Below are 24,496 nucleotides of genomic sequence, written 5' to 3'. Positions count from 1 at the left end.
GTCTCGACAGGCTCGACAACCGAGGCTCGACCGACAACATCGGTGATCGAGCTTGTCGAGATCCCTCAGAAGCGGCGCAGGCCCGACGGGGTGACGGCGGCGGTGACGGCGCGGTCGTGCGGCTCGACGGGCACCGCGCGGTCGACCTCGTCGTCGTAGAGCGCGACACAGGTGAACGTGCCGACCGGCACCCGGCCCAGCGCGCGGTCGTAGGACCCCCCGCCGCGCCCCATCCGTACGCCGGAGGGCGAGACCGCGAGGCCCGGGACGACGACCGCGTCGGCGGTGCCGATCGCGTCGACGCCGAGACGGCGCGAGGTCGGCTCGAGCAGGCCGTGGCGGGCGGGGGCGAGCCCCGCGCCCCCGTCGTACGCCGCCCAGTCGAGGTCGCCGTCGGCCAGCAGCACCGGGAGCACCACCCGCTTGCCCGCCGCGACCAGCCCGTCGAACAGCCAGGAGGTCCCCGGCTCCGTCCCGATCGACACGTACGCCGCCACGGTGGCGGCCCGGCGTACCTCCTCGGTGGCCAGCAGGTGGCCCGCGAGGGCGCGCGCGAACAGGCCGAGCTCGACGACCGCCAGCCGGTTGCGGGCGGTGGTCAGCTGGTCGCGCAGGGCGAGCTTGCCGGGGTGCGCCCCCCGGGCGGGTTGTGACGACGGCACGACAGGAGCCTAGGCTCGGCCGCATGGGTAGTCCCGCACTGAAGAAGGCGCGCGAGAAGATGGTCGACGCAGGCGTCGACCCGGTCGCGATCGACACCTTCGCCCACTACTTCCGCCTGCTCGAGCACGGCGAGACGGGGCTGGTCCCCGAGTCGGCGATCGACCCGGTCGACGTGCCGTCGCTCGCGGGGGCCGAGGTCGACGACGAGGTCGCCGCCGAGGCGATCCGCCACACCGTGGTGATCAAGCTCAACGGTGGTCTCGGCACCTCGATGGGCATGAGTCGCGCCAAGTCGCTGCTGTGCGTGCGCAAGGGCTTGTCGTTCCTCGACATCATCGCCCGCCAGGTGCTCCACCTGCGCGAGCAGCACGACGCGACGCTGCCGCTGATCTTCATGAACTCCTTCCGCACCTCGGCCGACACCATGGCCGCGCTCGGGCGCTACGACGGCCTCGCCATCGACGGCCTGCCGCTGGAGTTCCTGCAGAACAAGGTCCCCAAGCTGCTGGCCAAGGACCTCAAGCCCGTCTCGTGGCCGGCCGACCCCGACCTCGAGTGGTGTCCGCCCGGGCACGGCGACCTCTACACCGCGATGCGCGGCACGGGCCTGATCGACCTGCTGCTCGAGCGCGGGTTCCGGCACGTGTTCGTCTCCAACTCCGACAACCTCGGCGCGGTGCCCGACCCGCGGGTCGCGGGCTGGTTCGCGAGCAGCGGTGCGCCGTTCGCGATCGAGGCCGTCCGCCGGACCGCCTCGGACCGCAAGGGCGGCCACTTCGCCCGGCGCCGCAGCGACGGTCGGCTGGTGCTCCGCGAGAGCGCCCAGGTGCCGCCCGCCGACCAGGGCGCGTTGGCCGACCTCGAGCGCCACCGCTACATGTCGACCAACAACCTCTGGTTCGACCTGGCCGCGATGAAGTCCGCCCTCGACCAGCGTCAGGGCATCCTCGGGCTCCCGCTGATCCGCAACGTCAAGACCGTCGACCCCGCCGACTCCTCCTCGCCCGAGGTGATCCAGGTCGAGACCGCCATGGGTGCCGCCATCGAGGTCTTCGACGGCTCGGTGCTGATCGAGGTGGGCCGCGACCGGTTCGTGCCGGTCAAGACGACCAACGACCTGCTGGTGCTGCGCTCCGACGTCTACGACATCGGCACCGACTTCGTGCTCGACCAGGTGTCGGCCGAGCTGCCCTTCATCGACCTCGACGGTGAGCACTACAAGCTCGTCGGCGACTTCGACCGGCACTTCCCCGAGGGGGCTCCGTCGCTGGCCAAGGCGACCTCGTTGCGCATCGAGGGCGACGTCACCTTCGGCAAGGGCGTGCAGGTCATCGGCGACGTCGAGCTCGACGTCAGGGGAGCCGACCGCATCGCCGCCGGGACGGTGCTGCAGTCCGATGAGTGACCGGCGGGCTCCGCTGCGGACCGTCGACGAGCACCTCGCCCTGGTGCTCGAGGCGACCGCCGCGCTGCCCGACGTCGAGCTGCCCCTCCTCGACGCGCTCGACCTCTCCTGCGCCGAGGACGTGCACGCCCCGCTGCGGCTGCCGCGCTTCGACAACTCCGCGATGGACGGCTACGCCGCCCGCGCCGCCGACGTCGCCGGTGCCTCGGCCGCGACCCCGGTGACCCTGCCCGTCGTCGGCGACATCGGCGCGGGCCAGTCGCCCACGCCGGTGACCCACCTCGAGCCCGGCACCACGGCCAAGATCATGACCGGCGCCCCGATGCCGGCCGGTGCCGACACCGTCGTGCCCTACGAGTGGACCGACCGCGGCGTCGCCGAGGTGAGCATCGACCGGCCGGCCGCTGCCGGTCAGCACGTCCGCTACGCCGGCGAGGACGTCGCCGAGGGCGACCTCCTGGTCGAGGTGGGCACCACCCTGGGGCCGCGTCACCTCGGGCTGCTCGCGTCGGTCGGGCGGTCCGTCGTACGCGTGCGCAGGCGGCCGCGCGTCCTCATCGTCTCCACCGGCTCCGAGCTGCGCGAGCCGGGCGTCGCGCTGGTGCCCGGTGCCGACGACGACGCGATCTACGACGGCAACTCCTACCTCCTCGCCGGGGCCGCGCTGCGCGCCGGCGCCGTACCCCTGCGCGTCGGCCTCGTCCCCGACCGGCCCGACGCGTTCCTCGCCGCGCTCGACGACGCGCTGGGCGCGCCCGACGGGGCCGACCTCGTCGTCACCTCCGGCGGCATCTCGATGGGCGACTACGACGTGGTCAAGGCCGCGCTCACCCCCGGCGGCACCGTGTGGTTCGGCGGCCTGGCGATGCAGCCCGGCAAGCCGCAGGGCTTCGGCGCCGTGGCCGCCGGCGGCCGGCAGGTCCCGTTCTTCGCGCTGCCCGGCAACCCGGTGTCGTCCTACCTGTCCTTCGAGATGTTCGTGCGCCCGGCGCTGCGCCGGATGATGGGGCTGACCCCCGAGTCGCGGCCCACGGTGCGTGCGCGGCTCACGCACGCCGTCACCTCGCCGGCCGGACGCCGGCAGTTCCTCCGCGGCGTCGTCACGATCGGCAGCGACGGCAACACCGTCACCGAGGTCGCCCCCGTCGGCGGCTCGGGCTCCCACCTCGTCGGCGACCTCGCCGCCTCCGACGCGCTGATCGTCGTGCCCGAGGACGTCACGGCCGTCGCCGCCGGCGACACCGTCACCGTCATCCGCCTGGACCAGGACTGAACGATGAGCGACCGACTGACCCACGTCGACGAGACCGGTGCGGCCCGGATGGTCGACGTCTCCGCCAAGGACGTCACCGCCCGCGAGGCCACCGCCTCGGGCCGGGTGCTCGTCTCGCCGGCCGTGATCGCGCTGCTGCGCGGTGAGGGCGTGCCCAAGGGCGACGCGCTCGCCGTGGCCCGGCTCGCCGGCATCATGGGCGCCAAGCAGACCCCGTCGCTGATCCCGCTGTGCCACCCGCTGGCGCTCTCGGCCGTCTCGGTCGACCTCGTGGTCACCGACACCTCCGTCGACATCACCGCAGCGGTCCGCACCACCGACCGCACCGGCGTCGAGATGGAGGCGCTCACGGCCGTCTCGGTCGCCGCGCTCACCGTCGTCGACATGGTCAAGGCCGTCGACAAGGCCGCGGTGATCACCGACGTGCGCGTCGAGACGAAGTCCGGCGGCAAGAGCGGCGACTTCTCACGGACTGCGCAGGTCGAGGCGTGAGCCTGCGGGCCGAGGTCGTCGTCGCCTCCAACCGGGCCGCCGCCGGCGTCTACGCCGACGAGACCGGGCCGATCATCGTCACCGCGCTGCAGGAGCTCGGGTTCGTGGTCGACCCGCCCGTCGTCGTACCCGACGGAGACCCGGTGGGTGCCGCGATCGCCGCCGCGGTGGCCGGGGGAGCGCGCCTCGTGCTGACCACGGGCGGCACCGGCCTGACCCCGACCGACCGCACCCCCGAGCAGACCCGGGCGCTCCTGGACCGCGAGGTGCCCGGCATCGCCGAGGCGATCCGCGCGGCCGGCGCGGCGGCGGGCGTGCCGACGGCCGTGCTCTCCCGCGGCCTGGCCGGCGTCGTCGGCGACTGCCTGGTCGTCAACCTGCCGGGCTCCCGCGGCGGCGTGAAGGACGGGCTCGCGGTGCTGCGACCGATCCTGGTGCACGCCGTCGAGCAGGTCGTCGGGAGCGACCACTGAACGGTGGGTGGGGTCGTCGGCGTCCGACCGGCTGGCCCGCGACCCTCACCAGCGGCTCCGACCCCGTCGTCACGCTGCGGCCCCTGCGCCGCTCCGACCTCGACGCCTGGCGCTCGGCGCGCCAGCGCAACGCGATGTGGCTCGTGCGCTGGGACGCCACGGCCCCGCCCGGCTCCCCGCCACGACCGGTCACCTTCCGCACCCTCGTGCGCCGGCTGGCGGTCGCGGCGCGGCAGGGCACGACGCTGCCGTTCGCGGTCGAGGTCGACGGCCGGTTCGCCGGCCAGCTGACGATCAACAACATCGTGCGGGGCTCCGCGCAGTTCGCCTCGGTCGGCTACTGGCTCGACCAGGACGTCGCCGGCCGCGGCGTCATGCCCCGCGCCGTCGCCATGGCCGTCGACCACTGCTTCCAGGTCGTCGGACTGCACCGCATCGAGGTCGCCATCCGCCCCGAGAACTCCAACTCCCTGCGGGTGGTGGAGAAGCTCGGCCTCCACGAGGTCGGCTACGCCCCGCGCTTCCTGCACATCGACGGCGACTGGCGCGACCACCGCCTCTACGCGATCACCAAGGAAGAGGTCCCGCACGGTCTCCTGAGCCGCCTCGAGCGCTGACCCGTCGCCCACGGGCGACGGGTCAGCGTGGTTCCAGATCACATGAGTCACTCCAGCAATCTGGCGACACACCTGGCCGCCTCCGCTGCGGGGTGCGGTGACGCTCCTAACCTCGGTCTGTGGACCTCAGTGCTCTGATCTTCGTCGCCCTGGCGGTGGCCTGGGCCACCTACCTGATCCCCAAGGCGCTGCGCCAGCACGAGAACGGCGCCGAGGTCGTCGGCTTCTCGGCCCGGATGCGCGTGCTCGCGCGGCGCGAGCCGGTCGACGGCCGGTCGGCGCGTCTCGTGGTCGAGCCCGGCAAGCCCGCCTCGTCGGCCGTGCCGGTCGAGGCGGCCCCCGAGGTCGGCGCCGAGCGCACCACCGTCCCGCCCGCCGTACGCCGCGCCGCGGCCGCGCGCGCCGCCCGGCGTCGGCTGCGCGTCGTCCTGACCATCCTGCTCGCCGGTGTCGTCGTCGCCGGCCTCGCCGTCGCCGGCGTGGTCGCCTGGATCTGGCTGGCCGCTCCGGCCGCCGTCCTGCTCGCGTGGCTGGTCGCCTGTCGGCTGATGGTCAAGCGCGAGCGGTCCGTCGGTGCCGTCGGTGCCGCCCGTCCCGCCCGCACCGGCGCCACGGCGCGGGTCCCGGTCGCGGCCGACCCCGCGCCCCTCGACGACAGCGGCCCGGTGACCGAGGAGATCCTCGCGGTCCGGGTCGAGGTCGAGCTCGCCGAGGAGGCCGCGTTCCTGGCGGCCCGCGACACCCCTGCTCCCGCCGACACCGACACCGACACGGCCGGGCCCGAGCCTGTCGCCGGTGGCTGGGACCCGGTGCCGACCACCCTGCCGACGTACGTCGACAAGGCGGCCGCGGTCCGCCGCTCGGTGCGCACCATCGACCTCGACGCCACCGGCGTGTGGACCTCGGGCCCGCTGGCCTCCGACTCCGCCCTGGCCCGCGAGGCCGACCAGGAGCGCCAGACCTCCCGCGCCCAGACCTCTCGTGTCCAGACCGAGGCGGAGCGCCGCGCCGCCGGTTCCTGACACTCACGGTCGTCGAGCCGCGGGGACGTAGTCACCGCGAGTCGAGACGCCCGCAGCCGAGATGCCCCACCTGGCCTGTTCCTGCGGCGATCTCGACTCGCCGGCCCGTGGCCGGCCCGTCGGCTCGATCACCGTGGGGGCCGAGCTCGGGTACGAGTGACGCCAGTCACGCATTCCAGCACCGGACAGGTGTCCGGTCGACTAGGTTCGCGGCCATGACCAAAGGTGCTTCGCTGGCGCGCGTCGGCGTCGCCTACCTGATCGCGCTGGTGCTCGCGACGGCCTGGCTGGTCGGCGGGCCCGACACCGGCCGGCTGTGGCTCGACGCCCTGGTCGCCGACCTCCTGGCGACGCTGGTGGTGTTCGCCGCGAGCCGGCTGCACCACAACTCGAGCTTCTACGACGCCTACTGGTCGGTGCTGCCGCCCTACCTGGCGGCGTACTGGTGGATCGCGGCGCAGGCCGACGGCGCCGTCGACACCACCCGCAACGTGCTCGTCCTGGGCGTGATCGTGGTGTGGGCGGTGCGGCTGACCGGCAACTGGATCTATGCCTTCCCCGGCCTGCAGCACGAGGACTGGCGCTACCCCATGCTGCGCGAGAGGGCCGGCCGGGCCGAGCTGGTCGTCGACCTGCTCGCGATCCACGTCTTCCCGACGCTCCAGGTGTTCCTCGCGATGGTGCCGGCCTACGTCGCCCTCACCCGCCCCGGCCGCGCGGTCGGCTGGCTCGACGTCGTCGCCGCGGTGGTGGGGCTCGGGTCGGTCCTGCTCACGTGGGTGGCCGACACCCAGATGTACCGCTTCGCCCGCACCAAGCAGCCCGGCCAGGCCCTGGACCGGGGCCTGTGGGCGTGGTCGCGACACCCCAACTACTTCGGCGAGTGGGGGTTCTGGCTGTCGCTCGCGCTGTTCGGCCTCGCGGCGTCGCCGGGCGACTGGTGGGTCCTGTTCCTCGGCGCGATCGCGATGCTGGCGATGTTCCTCGGCGCGAGCATCCCGATGATGGAGGAGCGCAGCCTCGATCGCCGCCCGAGCTACCAGGACGTGATCGACCGGGTGCCGAGGTTCGTGCCGCGGCCCCCGCGCCGGGGGCGCCGTACGCCGCCCGCGCCGGCGGTGCCGTGACCCGGGTCGTCATCGCGGGGCTGGGCGACAGCGGGCTGCTGACCGCGATCCAGCTGGCGCGGGCCGACCGGGGTCTCGAGCTGGTCGGCATCTCCAGCAAGCCGATGCTGGTCAGCGGCCAGGAGCTCGGCATCCGGCTGGCCCGACCCGACGACTGGCGCCGTGACTACCTCGTCGACTTCGGTCGCTACCGGCGGCTCGACGCGCTGCGGGTGGTGCACGGCAGCCTCACCGCCCTGGACCACGACGCCCGCACCGTGACCGTCGCCCGCGCCGACGGGTCGACGTACGACGAGCCCTACGACGTCCTGGTGATCTCGACCGGGGTGACCAACGGGTTCTGGCGGCGGCCCGGGCTGGAGACGCCCCACGAGGTCGAGGCCGGCCTGCGCGCCGCCCACGACCGGCTGGCGGCCGCTGGCTCGATCGCGATCATCGGTGGGGGAGCGGCCGCGGTGGGCAGTGCCGTCAACCTCGCGGCCGCGCTGCCCGGGCGCCGGGTCGACCTCTACTTCCCGGGTGAGCGCGGCCTGCCCACCCACCACGGTCGGGTGTGGGCCGACCTGTCCGGGCGCCTCGCGGCGCTCGGGGTGGGCGTCCACCCGGGCCACCGGGCCGTCGTACCCGACGGGTTCGCGCTCGACGAGATCACCACCGGCCCGGTGTCGTGGAGCACCGGCCAGCCTCCGGCCGAGGCCGACGCGGTGCTGTGGGCGATCGGCCGGGTCCGGCCCAACACCTCCTGGCTGCCGGCCGAGCTGCTCGACGGCGACGGGTTCGTCCGCGCCGGGCGCGACCTGCGGGTGCCCGGGATGCCGGGGGTGTTCGCGATCGGCGACGTCGCCGCGACCGACGCGTTGCGCTCCTCGGCGCGCAACCGGGCCGACAAGGTGCTGGCCGCCAACATCCGTGCCGAGCTCGCGGGTCGCCCGCTCGAGCAGTTCCGTACGACGAGGCGGCGCTGGGGCTCGGTGACCGGCGTGCAGCCCGAGGGCGTCGACATCTACTTCCCGTCGGGGCAGAAGCTGCGCTTCCCCGGCTGGACGGCGCGCGCGGTCATGCAGGACGTGATCGCGCGCCGGGTGATCTACGGCGGCATCCGCAGGGAGTGACTCACGTCGGTTGAGGTGCGAGCGGAGCGAGCCTCGAAACCAGGTACCGGAGGTCGAGTCGGGTACGTCGGCTGCGGTGGCTTCGAGGCTCGTCGCCGGGGCTCCTCGCACCTCAGCCGGCGTCGCGCTCAGTCCTTCTTGCGGCCGACCGGCAGCAGGATCCCGATCAGCACGCCGAGGGCGAGGACGCCGAGCAGCCAGACCCACAACGGCGACTCGGTCTCGCCGCCGAAGAGCTTGATCGTGGTGTCGCCGGTGTTCTGGGCGCAGAAGATGGCCACGAGGAGCAGCAGGACGACGCCGACGACCTGCTTGGGGGAGAGCGGGAAGCCCTTCTTCTCGCGGGTGTCCTGCGTCGTCTGGTCGTGAGCGTTGTTCATGGGCCAACCCCACCATCGGCGCAGAGTCGGGGGACCACCCGGACGGACGGTAGGTTCGCGGAGTGTCTGACGCCCGTCCCCGCCGTACCTTCGCCGTCATCAGCCACCCCGACGCCGGCAAGTCCACGCTGACCGAGGCGCTCGCGCTGCACGCCCGCGTCATCACCGAGGCCGGCGCCGTGCACGGCAAGGGCGGTCGCCGCGCGACCGTGTCGGACTGGATGGACATGGAGAAGGCCCGCGGCATCTCGATCACCTCCGCCGCGCTGCAGTTCAACTACCGCGACCACGTCGTCAACCTCGTCGACACCCCCGGCCACTCCGACTTCTCCGAGGACACCTACCGGGTGCTGTCGGCCGTCGACTCCGCCGTGATGCTGGTCGACGCCGGCAAGGGGCTCGAGCCGCAGACCCTCAAGCTGTTCAAGGTCTGCGCGCTGCGCGGCATCCCCGTCATCACCGTCATCAACAAGTGGGACCGGCCGGGCCTGTCGGCCCTGGAGCTGATGGACCTGATCGAGAAGCAGATCAAGCTGCGCCCGACGCCGCTGACCTGGCCCGTCGGGGAGGCGGGCGACTTCCGGGGGGTGCTGGACCGTCGTACGGGCGAGTTCGTGAAGTACACCCGCACCGCCGGCGGCGCCACCCGCGCGCCCGAGCGGCGGATGTCGCCCGACGAGGTCGGCGACGAGGACCGCGCGGTCTGGCAGGACGCCGTGGAGGAGAGCGAGCTGCTCGAGGCCGACGGCGCCGACCACGACCAGGAGCTCTTCCTGGCCGGTACGACGACCCCGGTCATGTTCGCCTCGGCGCTGCAGAACTTCGGCGTCGCCCAGTTGCTCGACCTGCTCCTCGACCTGGCTCCCGCCCCGCACACGACGCCCGGCGTCGACGGGTCGCTGCGCGAGGTCGACGACGAGTTCAGTGCCTTCGTCTTCAAGGTGCAGTCGGGCATGAACGCCGCCCACCGCGACCGGCTCGCCTACGCCCGCGTCGTGTCCGGCACCTTCGAGCGCGGCATGGTCGTCACCCACGCCTCGACGGGCCGGCCGTTCGCGACGAAGTACGCCCAGGCCGTCTTCGGTCGGGAGCTGTCGTCGATCGAGACCGCCGCCCCCGGCGACATCATCGGCCTGGTCAACGCGGCGTCGCTGCGCGTCGGCGACACGGTCTACACCGGCGACCCGATCGAGTACCCGCCCGTCCCGTCGTTCGCCCCCGAGCACTTCCAGGTCGCGACCGCCGCCGACATCGGCCGCTACAAGCAGTTCCGCAAGGGCATCGAGCAGCTCGACCAGGAGGGCGTCGTCCAGGTGCTGCGCTCCGACCTGCGCGGCGACCAGAGCCCGGTGCTCGCGGCGGTCGGGCCGATGCAGTTCGAGGTCGTCCAGGAGCGGATGACCCACGAGTTCAACTCCCCGATCCGACTCTCCCGCCTCGACTACCAGGTCGCCCGCCGTACCGACGACGACGGCGCCGCCGCCCTGGTCGGCAAGCGGGGCGTCGAGGTGCTGCGCCGCTCCGACGGCACCCCCATGGCCCTCTTCGTCGACCGGTGGCGAGCCGACGTCACCGCGCGCGACAACCCCGAGATCATGCTCGAGGCGCTGCCGGCGGGCGGGGTCTGAGGGTTCTGGGACCCGTTGGGAGATTCACCGCCACAGCGGTGAAACTCCCGCCCCTATGACGAAACGTCGTCGACGAGGCGGGAGTTTCACCACGCCGGCGGAGAATTTCCCAACGCTTCATTCAGGCCGCAAACTGACCTGAAGCGGTCCTAGCCTGACGCCATGACCACCACCCAGCACCCCACCGACCTCGACCGCGCCGACCTCCTCGAGGCCCTGACCAAGCACCGTGGGCTGTTCCGCGGCACGGTCGACGGCCTCACCGACGACCAGGCCCGGCTGACCCCGACCGCCAGCGAGCTCTGCCTCGGTGGGCTGATCAAGCACGTGACCGTCATCGAGCGGCAGTGGGCCGCGTTCGTCGTCGACGGACCGGACGAGGCTCCCGATGTCGACTGGGCCAACGTCGACTGGAGCAACCCGCCGGCCGTCGTGCTCGCTCACCTCGACGGCTTCACGATGCGCGACGACGAGACGCTCGCCGGCCTGCTCGCGGCGTACGACGAGGCGGCGGCCTCGACCGACGAGCTGGTCCGCACCGTCGACCTGTCGGCCCGTCACCCGCTGCCGACGGCGCCGTGGTTCGAGCCCGGCGCGAGCTGGAGCACGCTGCGGGTCTTCGTGCACCTGGTGGCCGAGACGGCCCAGCACGCCGGGCACGCCGACATCATCCGCGAGACGATCGACGGCCGGAAGTCGATGGGCTGAGGTCGGTCTGCGGGTCTGGCGGGGCTGGGCGTCGCCCGGCGCGGCGGTCAGCGCCCGCCGGGGCCGACGTAGGTGCCCCGGCCCGTCGGCAACGGCAGGTCGAGCGTGGTGAGGATCCCGGGACGGGCGGCGACCACGTCGGGGATCGCGTTCACGATGCGACCGCACGCGGCGACGATCGCGGCGTGGTTGTGGTCGCCGTGCTCGCTGCTCGGCACGATGTCGACGACGTACGACGGCTCGCCGGTGATCTCGACGCGGTAGGACCCGCCGCCCGCGGCGGGGCGGGCCCAGTCGGGGCGCAGGTCGTCGCGGGTGCGGGTGACGTGCTCGACGACGATCGCGGGGTGGCCGTCGACCAGGCCGCTGATCGAGAACCTCAGCGCTGCGATGGTGCCCTGCTCGATGCGGCCGGCGGCGATGTCGTAGCCCTCGGGCGCCGGCGCGGCCTCCCAGTGCTCGACGATCTCGTCGACCTCGATGCCCAGCCCGGCGGCCGTCATCCGGATCGTGGTGCCCCACGCCATCGCGAGCACACCCGGCAGGAACAGCAGGGGAGTGGAGTCGACCGGCTGACCGAAGCCCATCAGGTCGAACATCACCTCCGCGCCGTCGTACGTCGCGTAGTCGGCGAGCTCGTAGGTCTTGACCTGGGTGATCCGCTGGCACGTGCTGGCCAGGGCCAACGGCACCAGGTCGCTGGCGAACCCGGGGTCGACGCCGGTCACGTAGACGCTCGCGCCGCCGGCCTGCGCGGCGGCCTCCACCTTGTCGATCACCTTCTGCGGCATGGTGCCCCAGGGGTACTGCAGTGTGCCGGGCGCCGACCCGACGACGTCGATGCCGGCCTCGAGCAGCCGGCGTACGTCGTGGGTGGCCTCGACCGGCCGGGTGTCGCCCATCGCGCAGTAGACGACCACGTCGGGCCTCGTCGCGATGAGCGCGGCGAGGTCGCCGACGGCGGTGACGCCGGTCGTCACCGCGAGGCCGGCCAGCTCGCCGGCGTCCCGGCCCACCTTGTCCGGGGTCGAGGTGCTGACCGCGACGAGGTCGAACCGCGGGTCGTCGATGAGCTGGCGGAGGGTCAGCCTGCCGGCGTTGCCGGTGGCGACCTGGGCGACGCGGATCGTCTGCGGAGACATGGGCGTGAATCTAGAACAGGTTCTACTTCGGACGGTAGGGTCCGGCGCATGGAACGCGAAGGACGGGTCGAGGGCAAGGTCGTGCTCATCAGCGGCGGGGCTCGCAACATCGGGGGCGCCAGCGCGCGGATGCTCGTCGCGGAGGGTGCCCGGGTCGTCATCGGCGACCTGCTCGACGAGGAGGGTCGGGCGCTCGCCGACGAGCTGTGCGGAGAGTTCGGTGAGGGCGTCGCCCGCTACGTCCACCTCGACGTCACCAGCGACGAGGACTGGAAGGCCGCCGTCGCCCTCACCGTCGCCGAGCTCGGCCGGCTCGACGTGCTGTTCAACAACGCCGGCATCTTCAACGGCGGCCAGCTGCAGCGCTACAAGCGGGCGCTGTGGCAGGAGATGCTCGACGTCAACCTCACCGGCGCCTTCCTCGGCATCCGCGCCGCCACCGAGGCGCTGATCGCCGCCGGCGGCGGCTCGATCATCAACACCTCCTCGATCGAGGGGCTGCGTGGCACCCCTTGGGCCCACGGCTACGTCGCCTCGAAGTGGGGGCTGACCGGGCTCACCAAGTCGGTCGCCATGGAGCTCGCGCCCCACGGCATCCGCTGCAACTCCCTGCACCCCGGCCGGATCAGCACCCCCGCCACCGACCAGATGCCCGAGGGCCTGATCCCCATCCCGCTCGGCCGCCCGGGCCGACCCGAGGAGGTCGCCAGCTTCGTGCTGTTCCTGGCCAGCGACGAGTCGTCGTTCACCACCGGTGCGGAGTTCGTCATGGACGGCGGCACCGTCATGCACATCCCGACCAACCCCTGAGCCGTCGTACGACGGCGGGCCCGGTCGTGCCGTCAGCGGCGGTTGAGCTCGACCGCGGCGCGGACCAGGGCGACGAACGCGTCCTCGTCGAGGGCGTCACCCTCCTTGACGTCGACGGCCCGGCGGGTCCCGGCGTCGAGGCTGGCGTTGAACACGCCGGCCGGGTCGTCGAGCGCCGCGCCCTTGGCGAAGGTCATCTTGACCTTGTCCTGGTAGGTCTCGAGCGTGCAGACCAGGCCCGAGGCAGAGAACGTCGGCACCCCGTCGGGGTTGGTCGGCTTGCGCCACTTGACCTCCTCGACGATCTCCGGGTCGGCACCCAGCACCAGGCCCCGCACCCTCGTCACCACCTCGTCGCGCCAGTCGTCGCCCATGGATCGACGGTACCGCTGTCCGCCGTCGGCTGAGGAGGCCCGGCGCCACGCCGCCGAACCCCACGTCGGCTGAGGTGCGAGGAGCCCCAGCGGCGACCCGACCCGGTACGCCGCCCCGGCCCCGCCCCCACGTCGGCTGAGGTGCGAGGAGCCCCAGCGACGAGCCTCGAAGCCACCGCCACCGACCCGCCCAACCCGACCCACGGGTCTGTGGAAACAACCACGAGTCGTCCACAGGGACGGGGTGGGGCTGGGTTGTCCACAACCCCTGTGGTTGAGCGGGAAAGTCGATCGGGACTGTCGGTGGTCGGTGCTGGAATAGACCCATGGCCCAGCACACCGACACCCCCGGATCGGGACACCCGATCAAGGCAGTGCTGTGCCGGTTCCTCGACGAGCTGAAGGGTCTGGCCGACGTCCCGGCCTGGTCGATGGATGTAGAGACCACCATCCGTGTGGTGGGTCTGGGTGCCCGGGTCGCCGCCGGTGTGGCCGAGCTCGAAGCCCGCTCCATCAGACAGGCCGAGGTCCTGGACCTGCCTGGCCAGACGCAGTGCCGCAACGTCGCCCGGTGGGTGCAGCAGACCACCGGGGTGACCGGACGGTCTGCTCGCGCAAAGGCCAAGCTCGCCGCAGGCCTGGGCGACCTCGAACCCACCCGCACCGCGACGGCCCGCGGGGAGATCCATGCCGAGCAGGCCCAAGCCATCGCCAACCATGTCGCTCTGCTGGACGACGAGAAGGTCACCGCCCACGACCAGGCCCGCGCCGAGACGTTCCTGCTCGCTGAGGCTGTCGGTGGCCATGACGCCGATGCCCTGGCGACGATGGGCCACGCGATCTGGGAACGCCTGGACCCCGAAGGCGCCGACGAACGCGAAGCCAAAGCGTTGGAAGCCCAGGAACAACGCGCCCGCAGACGCACCCGACTCACCATGGGCGACGACGGTGACGGACTGACCCACGGCCGGTTCTCCATCCCCACCGCCACCGCCGATGCGTTCCGCAAACAGCTCCACGCCCTGGCCGCCCCCAAGCACGTCCGCGCCGAACACGGGCCCGGGTCCTACGACTGGCAGAGACCCTCAGCCGAACGCCTCGGCCAGGCGTTCGTGGACTGGATCGAGACCTACGACCCCACCCAGCTACCGAAGATCGGCGGCCTGTCCGCCACCGTGATCGTCATCGGTGACTACGACCTCCTGCAGGGGAAGATGAAGGCCGCCCAGCTGGAGACCGGCACCAAGATCAGCCCCACCGAGTACCTCCGCCTGGCCTGCGGCGCCGGGGTCATCCCGGCCTGGATGAACGCATCCGGCGAGGTCCTCGCGCTAGGCCGGAAGCACAGGTTCCACACCCCCGCCCAACGCCTCGCCGCGATCGTCGAGCAACGCCACTGCCAACACCACAGTGGCTGCGACGTCCCCGGCTACCTGTGCCACGCCCACCACCACATCCCCTGGGCCCACGGCGGAGGCACCGACCTCCGCACCACCAGCCTGCTGTGCCCCTACCACCACGCACGCGCCCACCAACCCGGCCACGACCCCACCCGCACCTGACACCGCAGGTCGCTCACCGCATCGCCGCACCCGGGTACCGGTCGCCATGACGAGTCGACGCCCAGGGCACGTACGAGTGTGGCGCGCCCTCAGAGCCTGAGGAAGAGCGTTCTCCGCTGGCGACGGGCTCCACCTCCCGCTGCCCGTCGCAGCCCGGGACCGGGGCGCGTAGGGGCACGCCGAGTTCCGTGTCCAGGTCCGCGCCGCGTACGGTTCGGGGCCGAGAGCCACGACGTACGGAGAGCACGACATGCCTGAGCAGGACCACGAGCTTCCCCCGCTGGCCCCGTCGCCGCTGGAGGTGGGCATCACCGTGGTCAGCATCGTGCACCTCGTCCTCGTCGCGGTCGTGGTCGTGCAGCTGCTCCGGGGCAAGATGCGGCTGCCCCACGGGGTGTGGGGCTTCATCGTCCTGGTCTTCGTGCCGGTCATCGGCCCCCTCCTGGTGCTGACCTGGCAGGGGCGCGTCGAGCGCTACCAGGCGCGCATGCAGCGCGCCGTCGCGGCGCGGTGAGACGGCCTGCGGGTGGAAGATAGGCCGACCTCCTAGGATTTCGGCATGAGTGGACGGCCCTTCGACGCGTCGTACGACGAGTCGACCTCGACGCTGACCCTGAGCGGCATCGTCGACGAGCTCTCCCTGGACGACATGAAGTCCGCGCTCGCCACCGCGTCGGCCGAGCTCACCGTGCCGGTGAGGGTCGATCTCAGCGAGGTCGACTTCCTGCCCAGCATCGGCCTCGGCATCCTGGCGGCGGCCATGCGTCGGTGTCGCACCCGCGGTGGCGAGGTGACGCTGGTGACCCGCTCGGGGACCCTCGCGGCCCGCGTCCTGGAGATCAGCGGGCTGCCGTTCGACCTCAGCGGGGCAGCGTGACCCGCAGGAACCGCGGCCGGTAGCGCCGGGGGTCGGCCAGCACGTCGCCGACGTCGGTGTCGTTCTGGCTGTAGGAGACGACCATCGTGCCCGCCTTCGGCAGCAGGTCGGGGTGGGCGAGGGCCAGGTAGCGCAGGGTCCCGGTCGCGGCGTCGGACGGGATCTGCGCGAGCGCCGGGCTCGGCGTGAACGGGCCGGTCGGCCCCGGCGACGTCCAGACGGTGAGGTCGGTGCCGAGCACCTCGTCGCGCTTGCTGACGGCGTACCACCGTCCTTCCTGCTCGAAGACGCTGAGCGTCTGCGACACCCCACCGTCGGCCGGGATCAGAACGGCGGCCCGGCCGGGGTCGCGCTGCCACGCCTGGCCGTCCCAGTAGCGCCACCTGGTGGGGTCGAGCAGGTCGTCGACGCGGACCCGCGCCACCTGCAGCGAGAACCCGAAGACCCCGGCCTCGGCGGGCCGGGCGGTGCCGTAGAGGTAGACCGTGTCGCCGACGACGGCCGACGCGGCACCCCAGACGGGCCGGGTCGTGTCGACCCGGTCGGGCCCGACGTCCTGGAGCTCGATGAGCTGTGGGGTCCCGCCGCGCGGGACGACGAAGACCGCGACGGCCGGGCCGAGGTTGTCGAAGGCGAAGATGCCCGCGGACTGGTCGCCGTTGTCGCGCACCCGCTGGGCCGTCACCCCCACCAGGTCGTAGCCGGGCCGCTCGACGCGCGCGACCGACATCGGCCAGTAGCCGACGCCGTCGGCCCGGTCGGGCAGGATCGCGCCGTGGTCGGCCGGCAGCAGGACCTGGGCGCACGCGGGGCTGAAGACGAGCATCGAGTTGCGCACGAACGCCTGGCCGTCGAAGTCGGCGCCGCGCAGGGTGTCGCCGAACAGGAACAGCTGGCGACCGTCCTGCAGCGCGACGCTCGCGCCGACGTCGCCGCCCTGGAACTCCGGGTTGCCCCGCACCTCACGCGCGAACCGGTCGAGCTCCCTGACCGTGTCGAGGCCGTGGGTCGGCAGGCAGCGGGTCTGGGTCGCCCCGACGACGGTCGGTGCCGGGCGCACGGCCGGGCCGTCGGGCAGCGTCCAGAGCAGGGCGCCGAGCGCCACGGCCGCAGGCGCCACCGTCGCGACGACCCGGGCCCGCCAGGGAATCCTCATCCGGTGCGCCTCCTCTCCCGCTAGCGTCGAGCCCGACATGGACACGCCGACCACGCTCCGCCCACGCCCGGGCCTCCCGGTCGTGCTCGTGGTGATGCTCGTGGCCGGCCTGGTGCTGGCCCCCCTCATGTTCGCACTCCAGGTGGGCAGCGAGGGTCCGCAGCCCGATGCCGTCGAGATGGGCGTCGTCGGACCGGTGGTGGTGTCCCAGAGCGTCGTGGAGCGCGCCGCCGCCCTGCCGGGGGCGCCGCGCCGCGTGGTGGTGCTGCCCGAGGACGACGACCCCGCCGACGCCGTACGCCGCGGCCTGCTCGACGCGACGGTCGATATCGACCTCGGCAAGCCGTACGACGTCCTGCGCGTGTCGTCCACGGCCGACCCGGACCTCGTCGCCGCGGTCCGGGCGCAGGTCGCGTCGGTGAGCCTCGGCTACGGCCGCGTGGTCCGGGTCGTCGAGGTCCGACCGGTCCGCAACCCCGACGCCTGGCGCGGGACGCCGTACGCCGTGGTCGTGGCGTGGATCGTGCTCGGCGTCGCGCTCGCGATCGGCCTGCTGCTGGTGGCCGGGTCGCGGGTGACCTCGACGCGCCAGGCCCTGACCCGCGTGCTGGTGCTCGCGGTCCTCAGCGTGGTGGCGGCGTTCGCGATCGCCCTCGTCGTCTCCACGGTGACGGCCTCGACCGACCTCGGCCTCCTCCGCACGACCGCGGTCGGCGCCACCACCATCGCGGCGACCGCCTGGCTGATCCGTGGAGCCGAGGCGGTGTTCGGCCTGGCGGGACTCGCGGTCGCAGGGTCCTTCTCGCTGGCGGCCCTCGCGCCGCTGCTCGCCCTGACCGACCCCGCGGGGCTCCCGTCGCCGTGGCCCGACATCGTGCCCTGGACCGTTCCGGGAGCAGCGCTCTCGCTGACCCGGGCGGATGTCTTCTTCGGCACCTCGGTCGGGGTGCGGCCGGTCGCCGTGCTGCTCTCGTGGCTGGTGCTGGCCCTGCTCACGCTGGGCGCCGCCGTCGTCGACCGCCCGGCCGACGAGCCGGCCGACGAGTCGGCCGAGGACCCCGCCGTGCCTGCGGCGTAAGAGCGTTCTCACCGGCGGCTCATGGAGGGCTCACGGCCAGGACCGAGCCTCATCACATGAACCCCTTCAAGAAGACCCTCATCGTCGCCGCCGTCGTCCTCCCCACCGCCGGACTCGGCGTCGGAGCCCTCGCCCAGGCCGACACCGCCCCGCACCGCTCGTCGCACTCAGCGACGACGAGCACCCCGACCTCGCAGCCCACCGACGCCCCGACCAACGCCCCCACCAACGCCCCGACCACCGGTGCGGACGACGACCGCCGTGAGGACCGCCGTGAGGACCGCCGTGAGGACCGCCGCGAGGACCGCCGCGACGACCGCCGCGACGACCACCGTGAGGACCGCCGCGACGACCGCCGCGACGACCGCCGCGACGACCGCCGCGACGACCGCAGCACCGACAGCCCCCGTCACGACGCGGGTGACGACCACGGCCGCGACGACCGCAGCGACGACGGCCCGCGCCACGACGCGGGTGACGACCACGGCCGCGACGACCGCAGCGACGACCGCAGCGACGACGGCCCGCGCCACGACGCCGGTGACGACCAGGGCCGCCACGGCGACGACGACCGGTCCGGCTCGGGCCGCGACGACGACCGCTCCGGCCACGACAGCTCCGACGACGACGGCTCCGGCCACGACGGCCGCGACGACGACCGCTCCGGCCACGGCGACGACGACTGACCCTCCGCCGGCCCACGGACCCCAGCCCTAGGCTCGGAGCGTGCCCACCGCCTTCGTGTACGCCGCCGCCCGCACCCCCTTCGGCCGCTACGGCGGCGCGCTGGCCGAGGTCCGTCCCGACGACCTCGCGGCGCTCGCGCTGAGCGGGGTGCTGGCGGCGGCGCCGGGCCTGGACCCGGTCCGCCTCGGCGACGTGGTGTGGGGCAACGCCAACGGTGCCGGCGAGGACAACCGCAACGTCGGCCGGATGGCCGTGCTCCTGGCCGGACTGCCCACCTCGGTGCCGGCCACCACGGTCAACCGGCTGTGCGGCTCGTCCCTCGACGCCGCGATGGTCGCCTCGCGCACCATCGAGTCCGGGGACGCCGACGTCGTGGTGGCGGGAGGCGTGGAGTCGATGACCCGGGCCCCGTGGGTGCTGCCCAAGCCGTCGCGGGCCTTCCCGGCCGGCCACCTCGAGGCGGTCTCGACCACCCTGGGGTGGCGGTTGGTCAACGAGCGGATGCCGGCGGAGTGGACGGTCGCGCTGGGCGAGGCCAACGAGATGCTGGCCGAGCGCTTCGCCATCTCCCGCGAGCGGCAGGACGAGTTCGCGGCCCGCTCCCACCGGCTGGCCGCGGCCGCCTGGGACGCCGGGTTCTACGACGACCTGGTCGTGCCGGTCCCCGGTGTCGACCTGGACCGCGACGAGGGCATCCGCCCGGGGTCGACCGCCGACCGGTTGGCCGGCCTCCGACCGTCGTTCCGTGCGGACGGCACGATCACGGCGGCCAACGCCTCACCGCTCAACGACGGCGCGTCCGCCGTCCTGCTGGGAAGCGAGAGCGCTGCTCTCGGACTCGCGCCGCTCGCACGGATCGCCGGTCGGGGGGTGCACGCCCTCGACCCGCAGGACTTCGGCTTCGCTCCCGTCGAGGCGGCCGACAAGGCCCTGCGCCGGGCCGGCATCGGGTGGCCCGACGTCGGGGCGGTCGAGCTCAACGAGGCGTTCGCGGTGCAGGCCCTCGCGTGCGTCGACGCCTGGGCCGCCGAAGGGCTGAGAGACCCTGCGATCGTCAACACCAAGGGCGGGGCGATCGCCCTCGGGCACCCGCTCGGCGCCAGCGGCACCCGCATCCTCGGCACCCTCGCCCACCGGCTGGTCGAGAGCGGCGAGCGGTGGGGGGTGGCCGCGATCTGCATCGGCGTGGGGCAGGCCCTCGCCGTGGTGCTCGAGAACGCCCGCTGAGGCCGAGCTCAGGCCTCCGGCGAGGTGTCCTCGGGCCAGGCGTGGTGCGCGGTCAGGTGGGCCTCGACCCGGGCGACGTCCTCCGGGCTCGGCAGGGCGTCGGTGATCTTGGTGATCAGGACCCCCACGTCGGGCTCGGACCCCTCACCCGACCGGGAGGGCGCGGCCACCTGACGCGCGATCTCGGCGACCTCGTCCTCGGTCAGGCGGCGGCGCAGCAGGGCGAGCAGCGGGATGTAGTCCTTGGTCGGTACGCCGGCCGGGTAGCCCGCGCGCAGCCAGTCGAGGATCCCGCGCAGCTTGCCACCGGACTCGGGGGTCGGGGCGGTCATCTCAGCCCTCCTTCGCGACGATGGTGGGATAGACGTGCTCGAAGGAAACCGTCTTGCCGAACCCGGTCGCGGTGATGATGGTCAGTCCGAGGGCGACTCCGGCGAGCACCACGAGCAGGCACAGGCCGGCGACGACGCGGCCCAGCGGGTGCGGTGAGTCGTGGCTGTCGGCGGCACCGGCATCCGGGGCGAGCGCGTCGCCGCTGTTGCCCCAGGCCAGCGAGCGGATCCCGAGCGCGAAGACGAGCGGCAGGCCGGCCCCGAAGAGGAGGCCGAAGACCAGCACGCGCCAGGCGCCGTCGAGGGCGAAGCCGAGGTTGTCGATCATGCGACGGCCTTCTTCCGGTCGGTCGACCGGGCGCCCTGGTCGGCGCCGTCCCAGTCGTCGTTGACGTTGTGGGCCGACACCGGTTGGAGCCGGGATCGGACGTAGAGCGTCGCCGCGGTCGCGATCAGGACGGCGGTGACGGCGAGCGGGCCGGCGTACCCCCCGAGGAGGTCACCGAGCCACCACATGGCCGCGCCGACCAGGCCGGCGGCGGGGAGCGTGATCAGCCAGGCGAGGGCCATCCGGCCGGCGATCCCCCAGCGGACCTCGGCGCCCCGCTTGCCGACACCGGTACCGATGATCGAGCCGGTCGCGACGTGGGTCGTGGACAGCGCGAAGCCGAGGTGGCTCGAGATGAGGATGACGGCGGCCGAGGAGCTCTCGGCGGCCATGCCCTGCGGGGAGCCGATCTCGACCAGGCCCTTGCCCAGGGTCCGGATGATGCGCCAGCCGCCGAGGTAGGTGCCGGCGGCGATCGCGAAGGCGCAGGACAGCTTGACCCAGAAGGGGACGGCCTCGGTGTCGTCCCACCGGCCGCCGGCGATGAGGGCGAGGGTGATGACGCCCATGGTCTTCTGCGCGTCGTTGGTGCCGTGGGCCAGGGAGACCAGCGAGGCGCTGCCGATCTGGCCCCACCGGAAGCCGTTCTCGGTGAACCGCGCGGCCACGCCGACGGTGACCCGGAAGATCAGCCAGGTCCCGACCGCGGCGACGACGCCGGCGATCACCGGCGAGGCCAGCGCCGGCAGGATCACCTTGCCGATGACGCCGTCGAGCTTGGACCCGTCGCCGTTCCAGTTGACGCCGTCGAGGCCGAGGCCGGCGATGGCGCTGCCGATGAGGCCGCCGAAGAGGGCGTGGGACGACGACGACGGCAGCCCGACGAGCCAGGTGGTCAGGTTCCACACGATGCCGCCGACCAGTCCGGCCAGCACGATGAGGAGCAGGGCGTAGCCCTGGTCCCCGGTGAGGTCGGGATTGGGGGCGCCGGACTTCTCCTGGACCTTGATCACCGAGTTGGTGACGGTCAGGGCCACCTCGACGGACAGGAACGCCCCCACCAGGTTGAGCACGGCCGACAGCGTCACGGCCACCTTGGGCTTCAGCGCACCGGTCGCGATGGACGTCGCCATCGCGTTGGCCGTGTCGTGGAACCCGTTGGTGAAGTCGAAGGCCAGGGCCGTGACGACCACCAGCACGAGGATCAGCGTTGCCTCAGTCACCCGACCACGGTGCTCCCTGGAGGGGGTCCTGGGCACCCCCTGCGGCCGGAGTTCGCCGGACGTTCACCGGCGGGCCCGGGCTCAGTCGCCGACGGCCTCGATGCCGCGCCGGACGATCAGGGGGTCCGGGGTGCCCACGATCGAGGTGTCCTTGCCCTCGTAGTCGAAGCGGGACAGGAAGTGGCGCATCGCGTTGACCCGGGCCCGCTTCTTGTCGTTGCTCCTGATGGTCGTCCAGGGCGCCCACTCGGTGTCGGTACGCCGGATCATCGCCTCCTTGGCCTCGGTGTAGTCGTCCCACTTGTCGAGCGACTCGAGGTCGATGGGGGAGAGCTTCCACTGCCGCACGGGGTCGACCTGGCGGATGATGAACCTGGTGCGCTGCTCGGACTGCGTGACCGAGAACCAGTACTTGCTCAGCGAGATGCCGCTGTCGACGAGCATCTGCTCGAACAGCGGGGCCTGGGCGAGGAACTGGTCGTACTCGCCGTCGGAGGCGAAGCCCATCACCCGCTCCACCCCGGCGCGGTTGTACCAGGACCGGTCGAACAGCACCATCTCTCCCGAGGTCGGCAGGTGCCGGACGTAGCGCTGGAAGTACCACTGGTTCTGCTCGCGGTCGTTGGGCTTGCTCAGCGCGACGGTGCGGGCGTAGCGCGGGTTGAGGTGCTCCATGAACCGCTTGATCGTCCCGCCCTTGCCGGCGGCGTCGCGCCCCTCGAACAGCAGGACGTGCTTGGTCCCGGTGTCGGACGCCCAGCGCTGGAACTTCAGCAGCTCGACCTGCAGGAGGTACTTGGCCTCGTCGTACTCGTCGCGCGGCATCCGCTCGTCGTAGGGGTAGTTCTCGCGCCAGGTGTCGACGGCGCGGCCGTCGGCGTCGAGCAGCACCGGGTCGTCGTCGTGGTCCTCGCCGATGGTGAAGCCGTCGACGTGCAGTCGGTCGATGTACTCGCGAACGTCACCCAGCATGCGCCGAACCTAGCGAGCCCGTCTGAACGGAAGGTGACGCGCAGCGCTCGGTCATCCGCCTGCGGCGTGCTCCGGGGCCGGGGCCGCCGGGCTCGCGGGGGCCGCCGGCGGCAGCAGTCGGAGCTGGAGCAGCGCGCCGTAGCGGACGTCGGGGTCGTCGAGGTCCATCCCACCGACCTCGGCGACGCGGCGCAGCCGGTAGCGGAAGGTGTTGGGGTGCACGAACAGCCCCTCGGCGGCCGCGACCACGTCGCCGAAGGCCTCGAGCCAGGCCCGTAGGGTCTCCACGAGGTTGGTCCGGTGCTGGACGTCGTACGCCGCCAGGCGCGCCAGCGCCCCCTCGGGACGGTCGCCGCGAGCGGCCACGATGTCGCGCATCTCGAGCATCAGCGACTCGACGTGCACGTCGGCCAGCCGCGCCACCGGCCGGCCGCCGGGGCGGTCGCGCAGGACCCGTAGGACCCGGTCGACGCAGGCCCGGGAGTGGGCGAGCGCGGTGACGTCGCCCGCGGTGGGGCCGATGCCGACCACGGCGCTGCGGCGGTCGCCGACCCGGTCGAGGAACTCCTGGGCGATGCGGGCGGCGCGGTCCTCGGCGCCGTCGACGACGCCCGGCACCGGGACCAGTCCGTAGGTGACGCCGCCGATGAGCGCCGCCGCCGACCGGGGGTGGGCGCCGCTCAGGTGCACGGCGAACGCGTCGCCCAGGCGCTCGCGGTCGTGGGCCACCACGGCGTCGTCGTCCGGGCCCGCCCCGACGTCGGACCCGGTGACCGCGACCCCGAGCACCATCAGCTGCACGCCGCCGCCCAGTCCCAGCCGGTCCAGGGCACCCTGGGCCTGGACCCCGCCCTCGAGCGCGGTGCTGAGCAGGTCGGCGCGCAGCCGGCGCTGGACGTCGGCGCCGGCCCGCACGCGCAGGAGGTGGAGGGCCACGAGCTTGGCGGCGTCGCAGAGGGCCTCGGTGCGCTCGTCGCTCAACGGGCCCGGGACGGCGGCCCAGATCGAGCCGAGGACCTCGTCGCCGGCGCGGACCGCCACGGCGACCCGCGGGCGGGTGAAGGTGTCGCCGTCCATCGGGATCGGGGTGACGAAGACGGGGCGGTCGGTGCGGTGCAGCTCGCGGAACACGCCCTGGTCGGCGAGCGCCCGCGCGTAGCGCTCGGGCACCTGGCGGCCCAGGATGGTCTCGACCCGCGACGGGTCGGCCTCGTCCTGGCGGCCGGAGAAGGCGAGCACCCGCGACCGGCGGTCCTCGATCGTGACCGGGGCGTCGAGCAGGGAGGCGATCGCGTTGGCCACGGCGAACAGGTCACCGGAGGGCAGGCCGCCGAGCGACTCGGACCCGGCGACGGCGATGTCGCCCTCCGCGAGGAGGGACCGCAGCATCGTGGCGAGGTGCGCCCACGGCGCTCCCCGGCTCAGCACCAGCAGGCAGACCCCGGTGGCCTCGACCACGCGTCGTACGTCGTCGCTGACCGGGGCGGGGGCGCGCAGCACCAGCCCCGCGGCGCCCTGCTCGCCCAGGTCGCGCAGGAGCGCGACGACGTCGGTCTCGTCCTCGAGCCCGACCGCGAGCACCAGCGCGCCGGCCGGCAGCGCGGGCACGTCGAGCGGGTCGTGGATGACCACGCCCCCGATCTCGGGGGCACCCTCGACGTCGCCGGCCACCAGCTGGAGCAGGGTGGCGCCGAGGTCGTCGAGCACGCGCCCGAGGCTGGCGCGCGGACGCAGGTTCACCGTGGGGGCCGCCGTGGGCGTCGCCGCTGGGGTCATCTGCCGACGATAGGGGTCCGTCGCCGGGCGTGCTTCGTCCTGCACGACCAGA

At 73.2% G+C, this 24,496-nt stretch carries 27 protein-coding genes; 17 read left to right on the top strand and 10 right to left on the bottom strand.

Going from position 1 to position 24,496, the window contains the following annotated elements:
• Positions 1 to 65: 65 nt before the first annotated feature.
• The gene (locus FJQ56_RS05250; protein WP_140008102.1) at positions 66 to 662 is read right to left on the bottom strand and encodes a 5-formyltetrahydrofolate cyclo-ligase; all 597 of its coding nucleotides are present in this window, start codon (positions 660 to 662) and stop codon (positions 66 to 68) included.
• Positions 663 to 685: 23 nt separating this feature from the next.
• Between FJQ56_RS05250 and FJQ56_RS05245 the strand changes: the two genes are divergently transcribed.
• The 8 genes from FJQ56_RS05245 to FJQ56_RS05210 all read left to right on the top strand — a co-directional run bounded on the left by FJQ56_RS05245 (position 686) and on the right by FJQ56_RS05210 (position 8,184).
• A complete protein-coding gene (locus tag FJQ56_RS05245; RefSeq protein ID WP_140008101.1) occupies positions 686 to 2,068 on the top strand; it encodes a UTP--glucose-1-phosphate uridylyltransferase in 1,383 nt (460 codons plus the stop codon).
• Positions 2,061 to 3,341 (top strand): molybdotransferase-like divisome protein Glp, encoded by a 1,281-nt coding sequence (gene glp / locus FJQ56_RS05240; protein WP_140008100.1) that lies wholly within the window; start codon positions 2,061 to 2,063, stop codon positions 3,339 to 3,341. The genes FJQ56_RS05245 and glp overlap by 8 nt, the downstream gene beginning before the upstream one ends.
• A gap of 3 nt (positions 3,342 to 3,344) precedes the next feature.
• The gene (gene moaC, locus FJQ56_RS05235; RefSeq protein ID WP_140008099.1) at positions 3,345 to 3,833 is read left to right on the top strand and encodes a cyclic pyranopterin monophosphate synthase MoaC; all 489 of its coding nucleotides are present in this window, start codon (positions 3,345 to 3,347) and stop codon (positions 3,831 to 3,833) included.
• Entirely contained in the window at positions 3,830 to 4,306 is a 477-nt protein-coding gene (locus FJQ56_RS05230; RefSeq protein ID WP_140008098.1) for a MogA/MoaB family molybdenum cofactor biosynthesis protein, read from the top strand. The genes moaC and FJQ56_RS05230 overlap by 4 nt, the downstream gene beginning before the upstream one ends.
• Complete coding sequence (locus FJQ56_RS05225) at positions 4,303 to 4,923, top strand: GNAT family N-acetyltransferase (RefSeq protein WP_140008097.1); 621 nt, start codon at positions 4,303 to 4,305, stop codon at positions 4,921 to 4,923. Before FJQ56_RS05230 ends, FJQ56_RS05225 begins: the two co-directional genes overlap by 4 nt.
• Positions 4,924 to 5,042: 119 nt before the next feature.
• Positions 5,043 to 5,945 carry a divisome protein SepX/GlpR gene (gene sepX / locus FJQ56_RS05220; protein ID WP_140008096.1) on the top strand — a complete coding sequence of 301 codons (903 nt, stop codon included), beginning with the start codon at positions 5,043 to 5,045 and terminating at the stop codon, positions 5,943 to 5,945.
• A 215-nt stretch (positions 5,946 to 6,160) separates the two neighbouring features.
• Positions 6,161 to 7,072 (top strand): DUF1295 domain-containing protein, encoded by a 912-nt coding sequence (locus tag FJQ56_RS05215; RefSeq protein WP_140008095.1) that lies wholly within the window; start codon positions 6,161 to 6,163, stop codon positions 7,070 to 7,072.
• Complete coding sequence (locus FJQ56_RS05210; protein ID WP_140008094.1) at positions 7,069 to 8,184, top strand: FAD-dependent oxidoreductase; 1,116 nt, start codon at positions 7,069 to 7,071, stop codon at positions 8,182 to 8,184. The genes FJQ56_RS05215 and FJQ56_RS05210 overlap by 4 nt, the downstream gene beginning before the upstream one ends.
• A 128-nt stretch (positions 8,185 to 8,312) precedes the next feature.
• Here FJQ56_RS05210 and FJQ56_RS05205 read toward each other — a convergent pair whose 3' ends face one another.
• Positions 8,313 to 8,564 carry a lipopolysaccharide assembly protein LapA domain-containing protein gene (locus FJQ56_RS05205; protein ID WP_140008093.1) on the bottom strand — a complete coding sequence of 84 codons (252 nt, stop codon included), beginning with the start codon at positions 8,562 to 8,564 and terminating at the stop codon, positions 8,313 to 8,315.
• 62 nt (positions 8,565 to 8,626) lie between these two features.
• On the opposite strand from FJQ56_RS05205, the gene FJQ56_RS05200 reads away from it, so the two are divergent.
• Together FJQ56_RS05200 and FJQ56_RS05195 are read left to right on the top strand one after the other, a co-directional pair.
• Positions 8,627 to 10,192, top strand: coding sequence for a peptide chain release factor 3 (locus FJQ56_RS05200; RefSeq protein WP_140008092.1), 1,566 nt, complete (start codon positions 8,627 to 8,629; stop codon positions 10,190 to 10,192).
• 162 nt (positions 10,193 to 10,354) lie between these two features.
• Complete coding sequence (locus tag FJQ56_RS05195) at positions 10,355 to 10,900, top strand: DinB family protein (protein WP_140008091.1); 546 nt, start codon at positions 10,355 to 10,357, stop codon at positions 10,898 to 10,900.
• Positions 10,901 to 10,947: 47 nt separating this feature from the next.
• On the opposite strand, the gene FJQ56_RS05190 is transcribed toward FJQ56_RS05195, so the two are convergent.
• A complete protein-coding gene (locus tag FJQ56_RS05190; protein WP_140008090.1) occupies positions 10,948 to 12,042 on the bottom strand; it encodes an NAD(P)H-dependent amine dehydrogenase family protein in 1,095 nt (364 codons plus the stop codon).
• 48 nt (positions 12,043 to 12,090) lie between these two features.
• Here FJQ56_RS05190 and FJQ56_RS05185 point away from each other — a divergent pair, with 48 nt between their 5' ends.
• A complete protein-coding gene (locus FJQ56_RS05185; protein WP_140008089.1) occupies positions 12,091 to 12,852 on the top strand; it encodes an SDR family oxidoreductase in 762 nt (253 codons plus the stop codon).
• Between the two features lie 32 nt (positions 12,853 to 12,884).
• On the opposite strand, the gene FJQ56_RS05180 is transcribed toward FJQ56_RS05185, so the two are convergent.
• Positions 12,885 to 13,226 (bottom strand): DUF1801 domain-containing protein, encoded by a 342-nt coding sequence (locus FJQ56_RS05180; protein ID WP_140008088.1) that lies wholly within the window; start codon positions 13,224 to 13,226, stop codon positions 12,885 to 12,887.
• 326 nt (positions 13,227 to 13,552) lie between these two features.
• Here FJQ56_RS05180 and FJQ56_RS05175 point away from each other — a divergent pair, with 326 nt between their 5' ends.
• From FJQ56_RS05175 to FJQ56_RS05165, 3 genes are all read left to right on the top strand, one after another.
• Positions 13,553 to 14,788: an HNH endonuclease signature motif containing protein gene (locus FJQ56_RS05175; RefSeq protein ID WP_140008087.1), complete on the top strand. Its 1,236-nt coding sequence runs from the start codon at positions 13,553 to 13,555 to the stop codon at positions 14,786 to 14,788.
• Positions 14,789 to 15,038: 250 nt separating this feature from the next.
• Positions 15,039 to 15,302, top strand: a complete 264-nt coding sequence (locus tag FJQ56_RS05170) for a hypothetical protein (RefSeq protein ID WP_140008086.1) — start codon at positions 15,039 to 15,041, stop codon at positions 15,300 to 15,302.
• Between the two features lie 45 nt (positions 15,303 to 15,347).
• Positions 15,348 to 15,665, top strand: coding sequence for an STAS domain-containing protein (locus FJQ56_RS05165; RefSeq protein WP_140008085.1), 318 nt, complete (start codon positions 15,348 to 15,350; stop codon positions 15,663 to 15,665).
• On the opposite strand, the gene FJQ56_RS05160 is transcribed toward FJQ56_RS05165, so the two are convergent.
• Positions 15,649 to 16,821, bottom strand: a complete 1,173-nt coding sequence (locus FJQ56_RS05160) for a glycoside hydrolase family 183 protein (protein WP_170215266.1) — start codon at positions 16,819 to 16,821, stop codon at positions 15,649 to 15,651. The genes FJQ56_RS05165 and FJQ56_RS05160 overlap by 17 nt on opposite strands.
• Positions 16,822 to 16,858: 37 nt before the next feature.
• Between FJQ56_RS05160 and FJQ56_RS05155 the strand changes: the two genes are divergently transcribed.
• Genes FJQ56_RS05155 through FJQ56_RS05145 form a run of 3 tightly spaced genes read left to right on the top strand, consistent with a single transcriptional unit; the run spans position 16,859 to position 19,813 of the window.
• The gene (locus FJQ56_RS05155; protein WP_170215265.1) at positions 16,859 to 17,899 is read left to right on the top strand and encodes a hypothetical protein; all 1,041 of its coding nucleotides are present in this window, start codon (positions 16,859 to 16,861) and stop codon (positions 17,897 to 17,899) included.
• A gap of 56 nt (positions 17,900 to 17,955) precedes the next feature.
• Complete coding sequence (locus FJQ56_RS22020; protein ID WP_170215264.1) at positions 17,956 to 18,585, top strand: hypothetical protein; 630 nt, start codon at positions 17,956 to 17,958, stop codon at positions 18,583 to 18,585.
• Between the two features lie 40 nt (positions 18,586 to 18,625).
• Positions 18,626 to 19,813, top strand: a complete 1,188-nt coding sequence (locus tag FJQ56_RS05145) for a thiolase family protein (protein WP_140008081.1) — start codon at positions 18,626 to 18,628, stop codon at positions 19,811 to 19,813.
• Between the two features lie 8 nt (positions 19,814 to 19,821).
• Here the strand turns inward: FJQ56_RS05145 and FJQ56_RS05140 are convergent, their stop codons facing one another.
• The 5 genes from FJQ56_RS05140 to FJQ56_RS05120 form a co-directional block, all read right to left on the bottom strand.
• Positions 19,822 to 20,145, bottom strand: a complete 324-nt coding sequence (locus FJQ56_RS05140; protein WP_140008080.1) for a DUF3349 domain-containing protein — start codon at positions 20,143 to 20,145, stop codon at positions 19,822 to 19,824.
• A 1-nt stretch (position 20,146) separates the two neighbouring features.
• Positions 20,147 to 20,473: a hypothetical protein gene (locus FJQ56_RS05135; protein ID WP_211350753.1), complete on the bottom strand. Its 327-nt coding sequence runs from the start codon at positions 20,471 to 20,473 to the stop codon at positions 20,147 to 20,149.
• Complete coding sequence (locus FJQ56_RS05130; protein WP_140008079.1) at positions 20,470 to 21,696, bottom strand: inorganic phosphate transporter; 1,227 nt, start codon at positions 21,694 to 21,696, stop codon at positions 20,470 to 20,472. Before FJQ56_RS05130 ends, FJQ56_RS05135 begins: the two co-directional genes overlap by 4 nt.
• Positions 21,697 to 21,777: 81 nt before the next feature.
• Positions 21,778 to 22,668, bottom strand: coding sequence for a polyphosphate kinase 2 (gene ppk2, locus FJQ56_RS05125; RefSeq protein WP_140008078.1), 891 nt, complete (start codon positions 22,666 to 22,668; stop codon positions 21,778 to 21,780).
• Positions 22,669 to 22,719: 51 nt separating this feature from the next.
• Positions 22,720 to 24,444 (bottom strand): PucR family transcriptional regulator, encoded by a 1,725-nt coding sequence (locus FJQ56_RS05120; protein WP_140008077.1) that lies wholly within the window; start codon positions 24,442 to 24,444, stop codon positions 22,720 to 22,722.
• Positions 24,445 to 24,496 lie beyond the last annotated feature (52 nt).

It is taken from the genome of Nocardioides plantarum (genome assembly GCF_006346395.1).
GTDB lineage: Bacteria > Actinomycetota > Actinomycetes > Propionibacteriales > Nocardioidaceae > Nocardioides > Nocardioides plantarum.
This window is presented reverse-complemented; position numbering and strand designations above follow the sequence as displayed.

Coding starts and splice junctions, on each gene's coding strand:
- FJQ56_RS05245 (WP_140008101.1), top strand. CDS start 686: ATGGGTAGTCCCGCACTGAAGAAGGCGCGCGAGAAGATGGTCGACGCA.
- glp (WP_140008100.1), top strand. CDS start 2,061: ATGAGTGACCGGCGGGCTCCGCTGCGGACCGTCGACGAGCACCTCGCC.
- moaC (WP_140008099.1), top strand. CDS start 3,345: ATGAGCGACCGACTGACCCACGTCGACGAGACCGGTGCGGCCCGGATG.
- FJQ56_RS05215 (WP_140008095.1), top strand. CDS start 6,161: ATGACCAAAGGTGCTTCGCTGGCGCGCGTCGGCGTCGCCTACCTGATC.
- FJQ56_RS05205 (WP_140008093.1), bottom strand. CDS start 8,564: ATGAACAACGCTCACGACCAGACGACGCAGGACACCCGCGAGAAGAAG.
- FJQ56_RS05195 (WP_140008091.1), top strand. CDS start 10,355: ATGACCACCACCCAGCACCCCACCGACCTCGACCGCGCCGACCTCCTC.
- FJQ56_RS05190 (WP_140008090.1), bottom strand. CDS start 12,042: ATGTCTCCGCAGACGATCCGCGTCGCCCAGGTCGCCACCGGCAACGCC.
- FJQ56_RS05185 (WP_140008089.1), top strand. CDS start 12,091: ATGGAACGCGAAGGACGGGTCGAGGGCAAGGTCGTGCTCATCAGCGGC.
- FJQ56_RS05180 (WP_140008088.1), bottom strand. CDS start 13,226: ATGGGCGACGACTGGCGCGACGAGGTGGTGACGAGGGTGCGGGGCCTG.
- FJQ56_RS05175 (WP_140008087.1), top strand. CDS start 13,553: ATGGCCCAGCACACCGACACCCCCGGATCGGGACACCCGATCAAGGCA.
- FJQ56_RS05170 (WP_140008086.1), top strand. CDS start 15,039: ATGCCTGAGCAGGACCACGAGCTTCCCCCGCTGGCCCCGTCGCCGCTG.
- FJQ56_RS05165 (WP_140008085.1), top strand. CDS start 15,348: ATGAGTGGACGGCCCTTCGACGCGTCGTACGACGAGTCGACCTCGACG.
- FJQ56_RS05160 (WP_170215266.1), bottom strand. CDS start 16,821: ATGAGGATTCCCTGGCGGGCCCGGGTCGTCGCGACGGTGGCGCCTGCG.
- FJQ56_RS05155 (WP_170215265.1), top strand. CDS start 16,859: ATGGACACGCCGACCACGCTCCGCCCACGCCCGGGCCTCCCGGTCGTG.
- FJQ56_RS22020 (WP_170215264.1), top strand. CDS start 17,956: ATGAACCCCTTCAAGAAGACCCTCATCGTCGCCGCCGTCGTCCTCCCC.
- FJQ56_RS05140 (WP_140008080.1), bottom strand. CDS start 20,145: ATGACCGCCCCGACCCCCGAGTCCGGTGGCAAGCTGCGCGGGATCCTC.
- FJQ56_RS05135 (WP_211350753.1), bottom strand. CDS start 20,473: ATGATCGACAACCTCGGCTTCGCCCTCGACGGCGCCTGGCGCGTGCTG.
- ppk2 (WP_140008078.1), bottom strand. CDS start 22,668: ATGCTGGGTGACGTTCGCGAGTACATCGACCGACTGCACGTCGACGGC.
- FJQ56_RS05120 (WP_140008077.1), bottom strand. CDS start 24,444: ATGACCCCAGCGGCGACGCCCACGGCGGCCCCCACGGTGAACCTGCGT.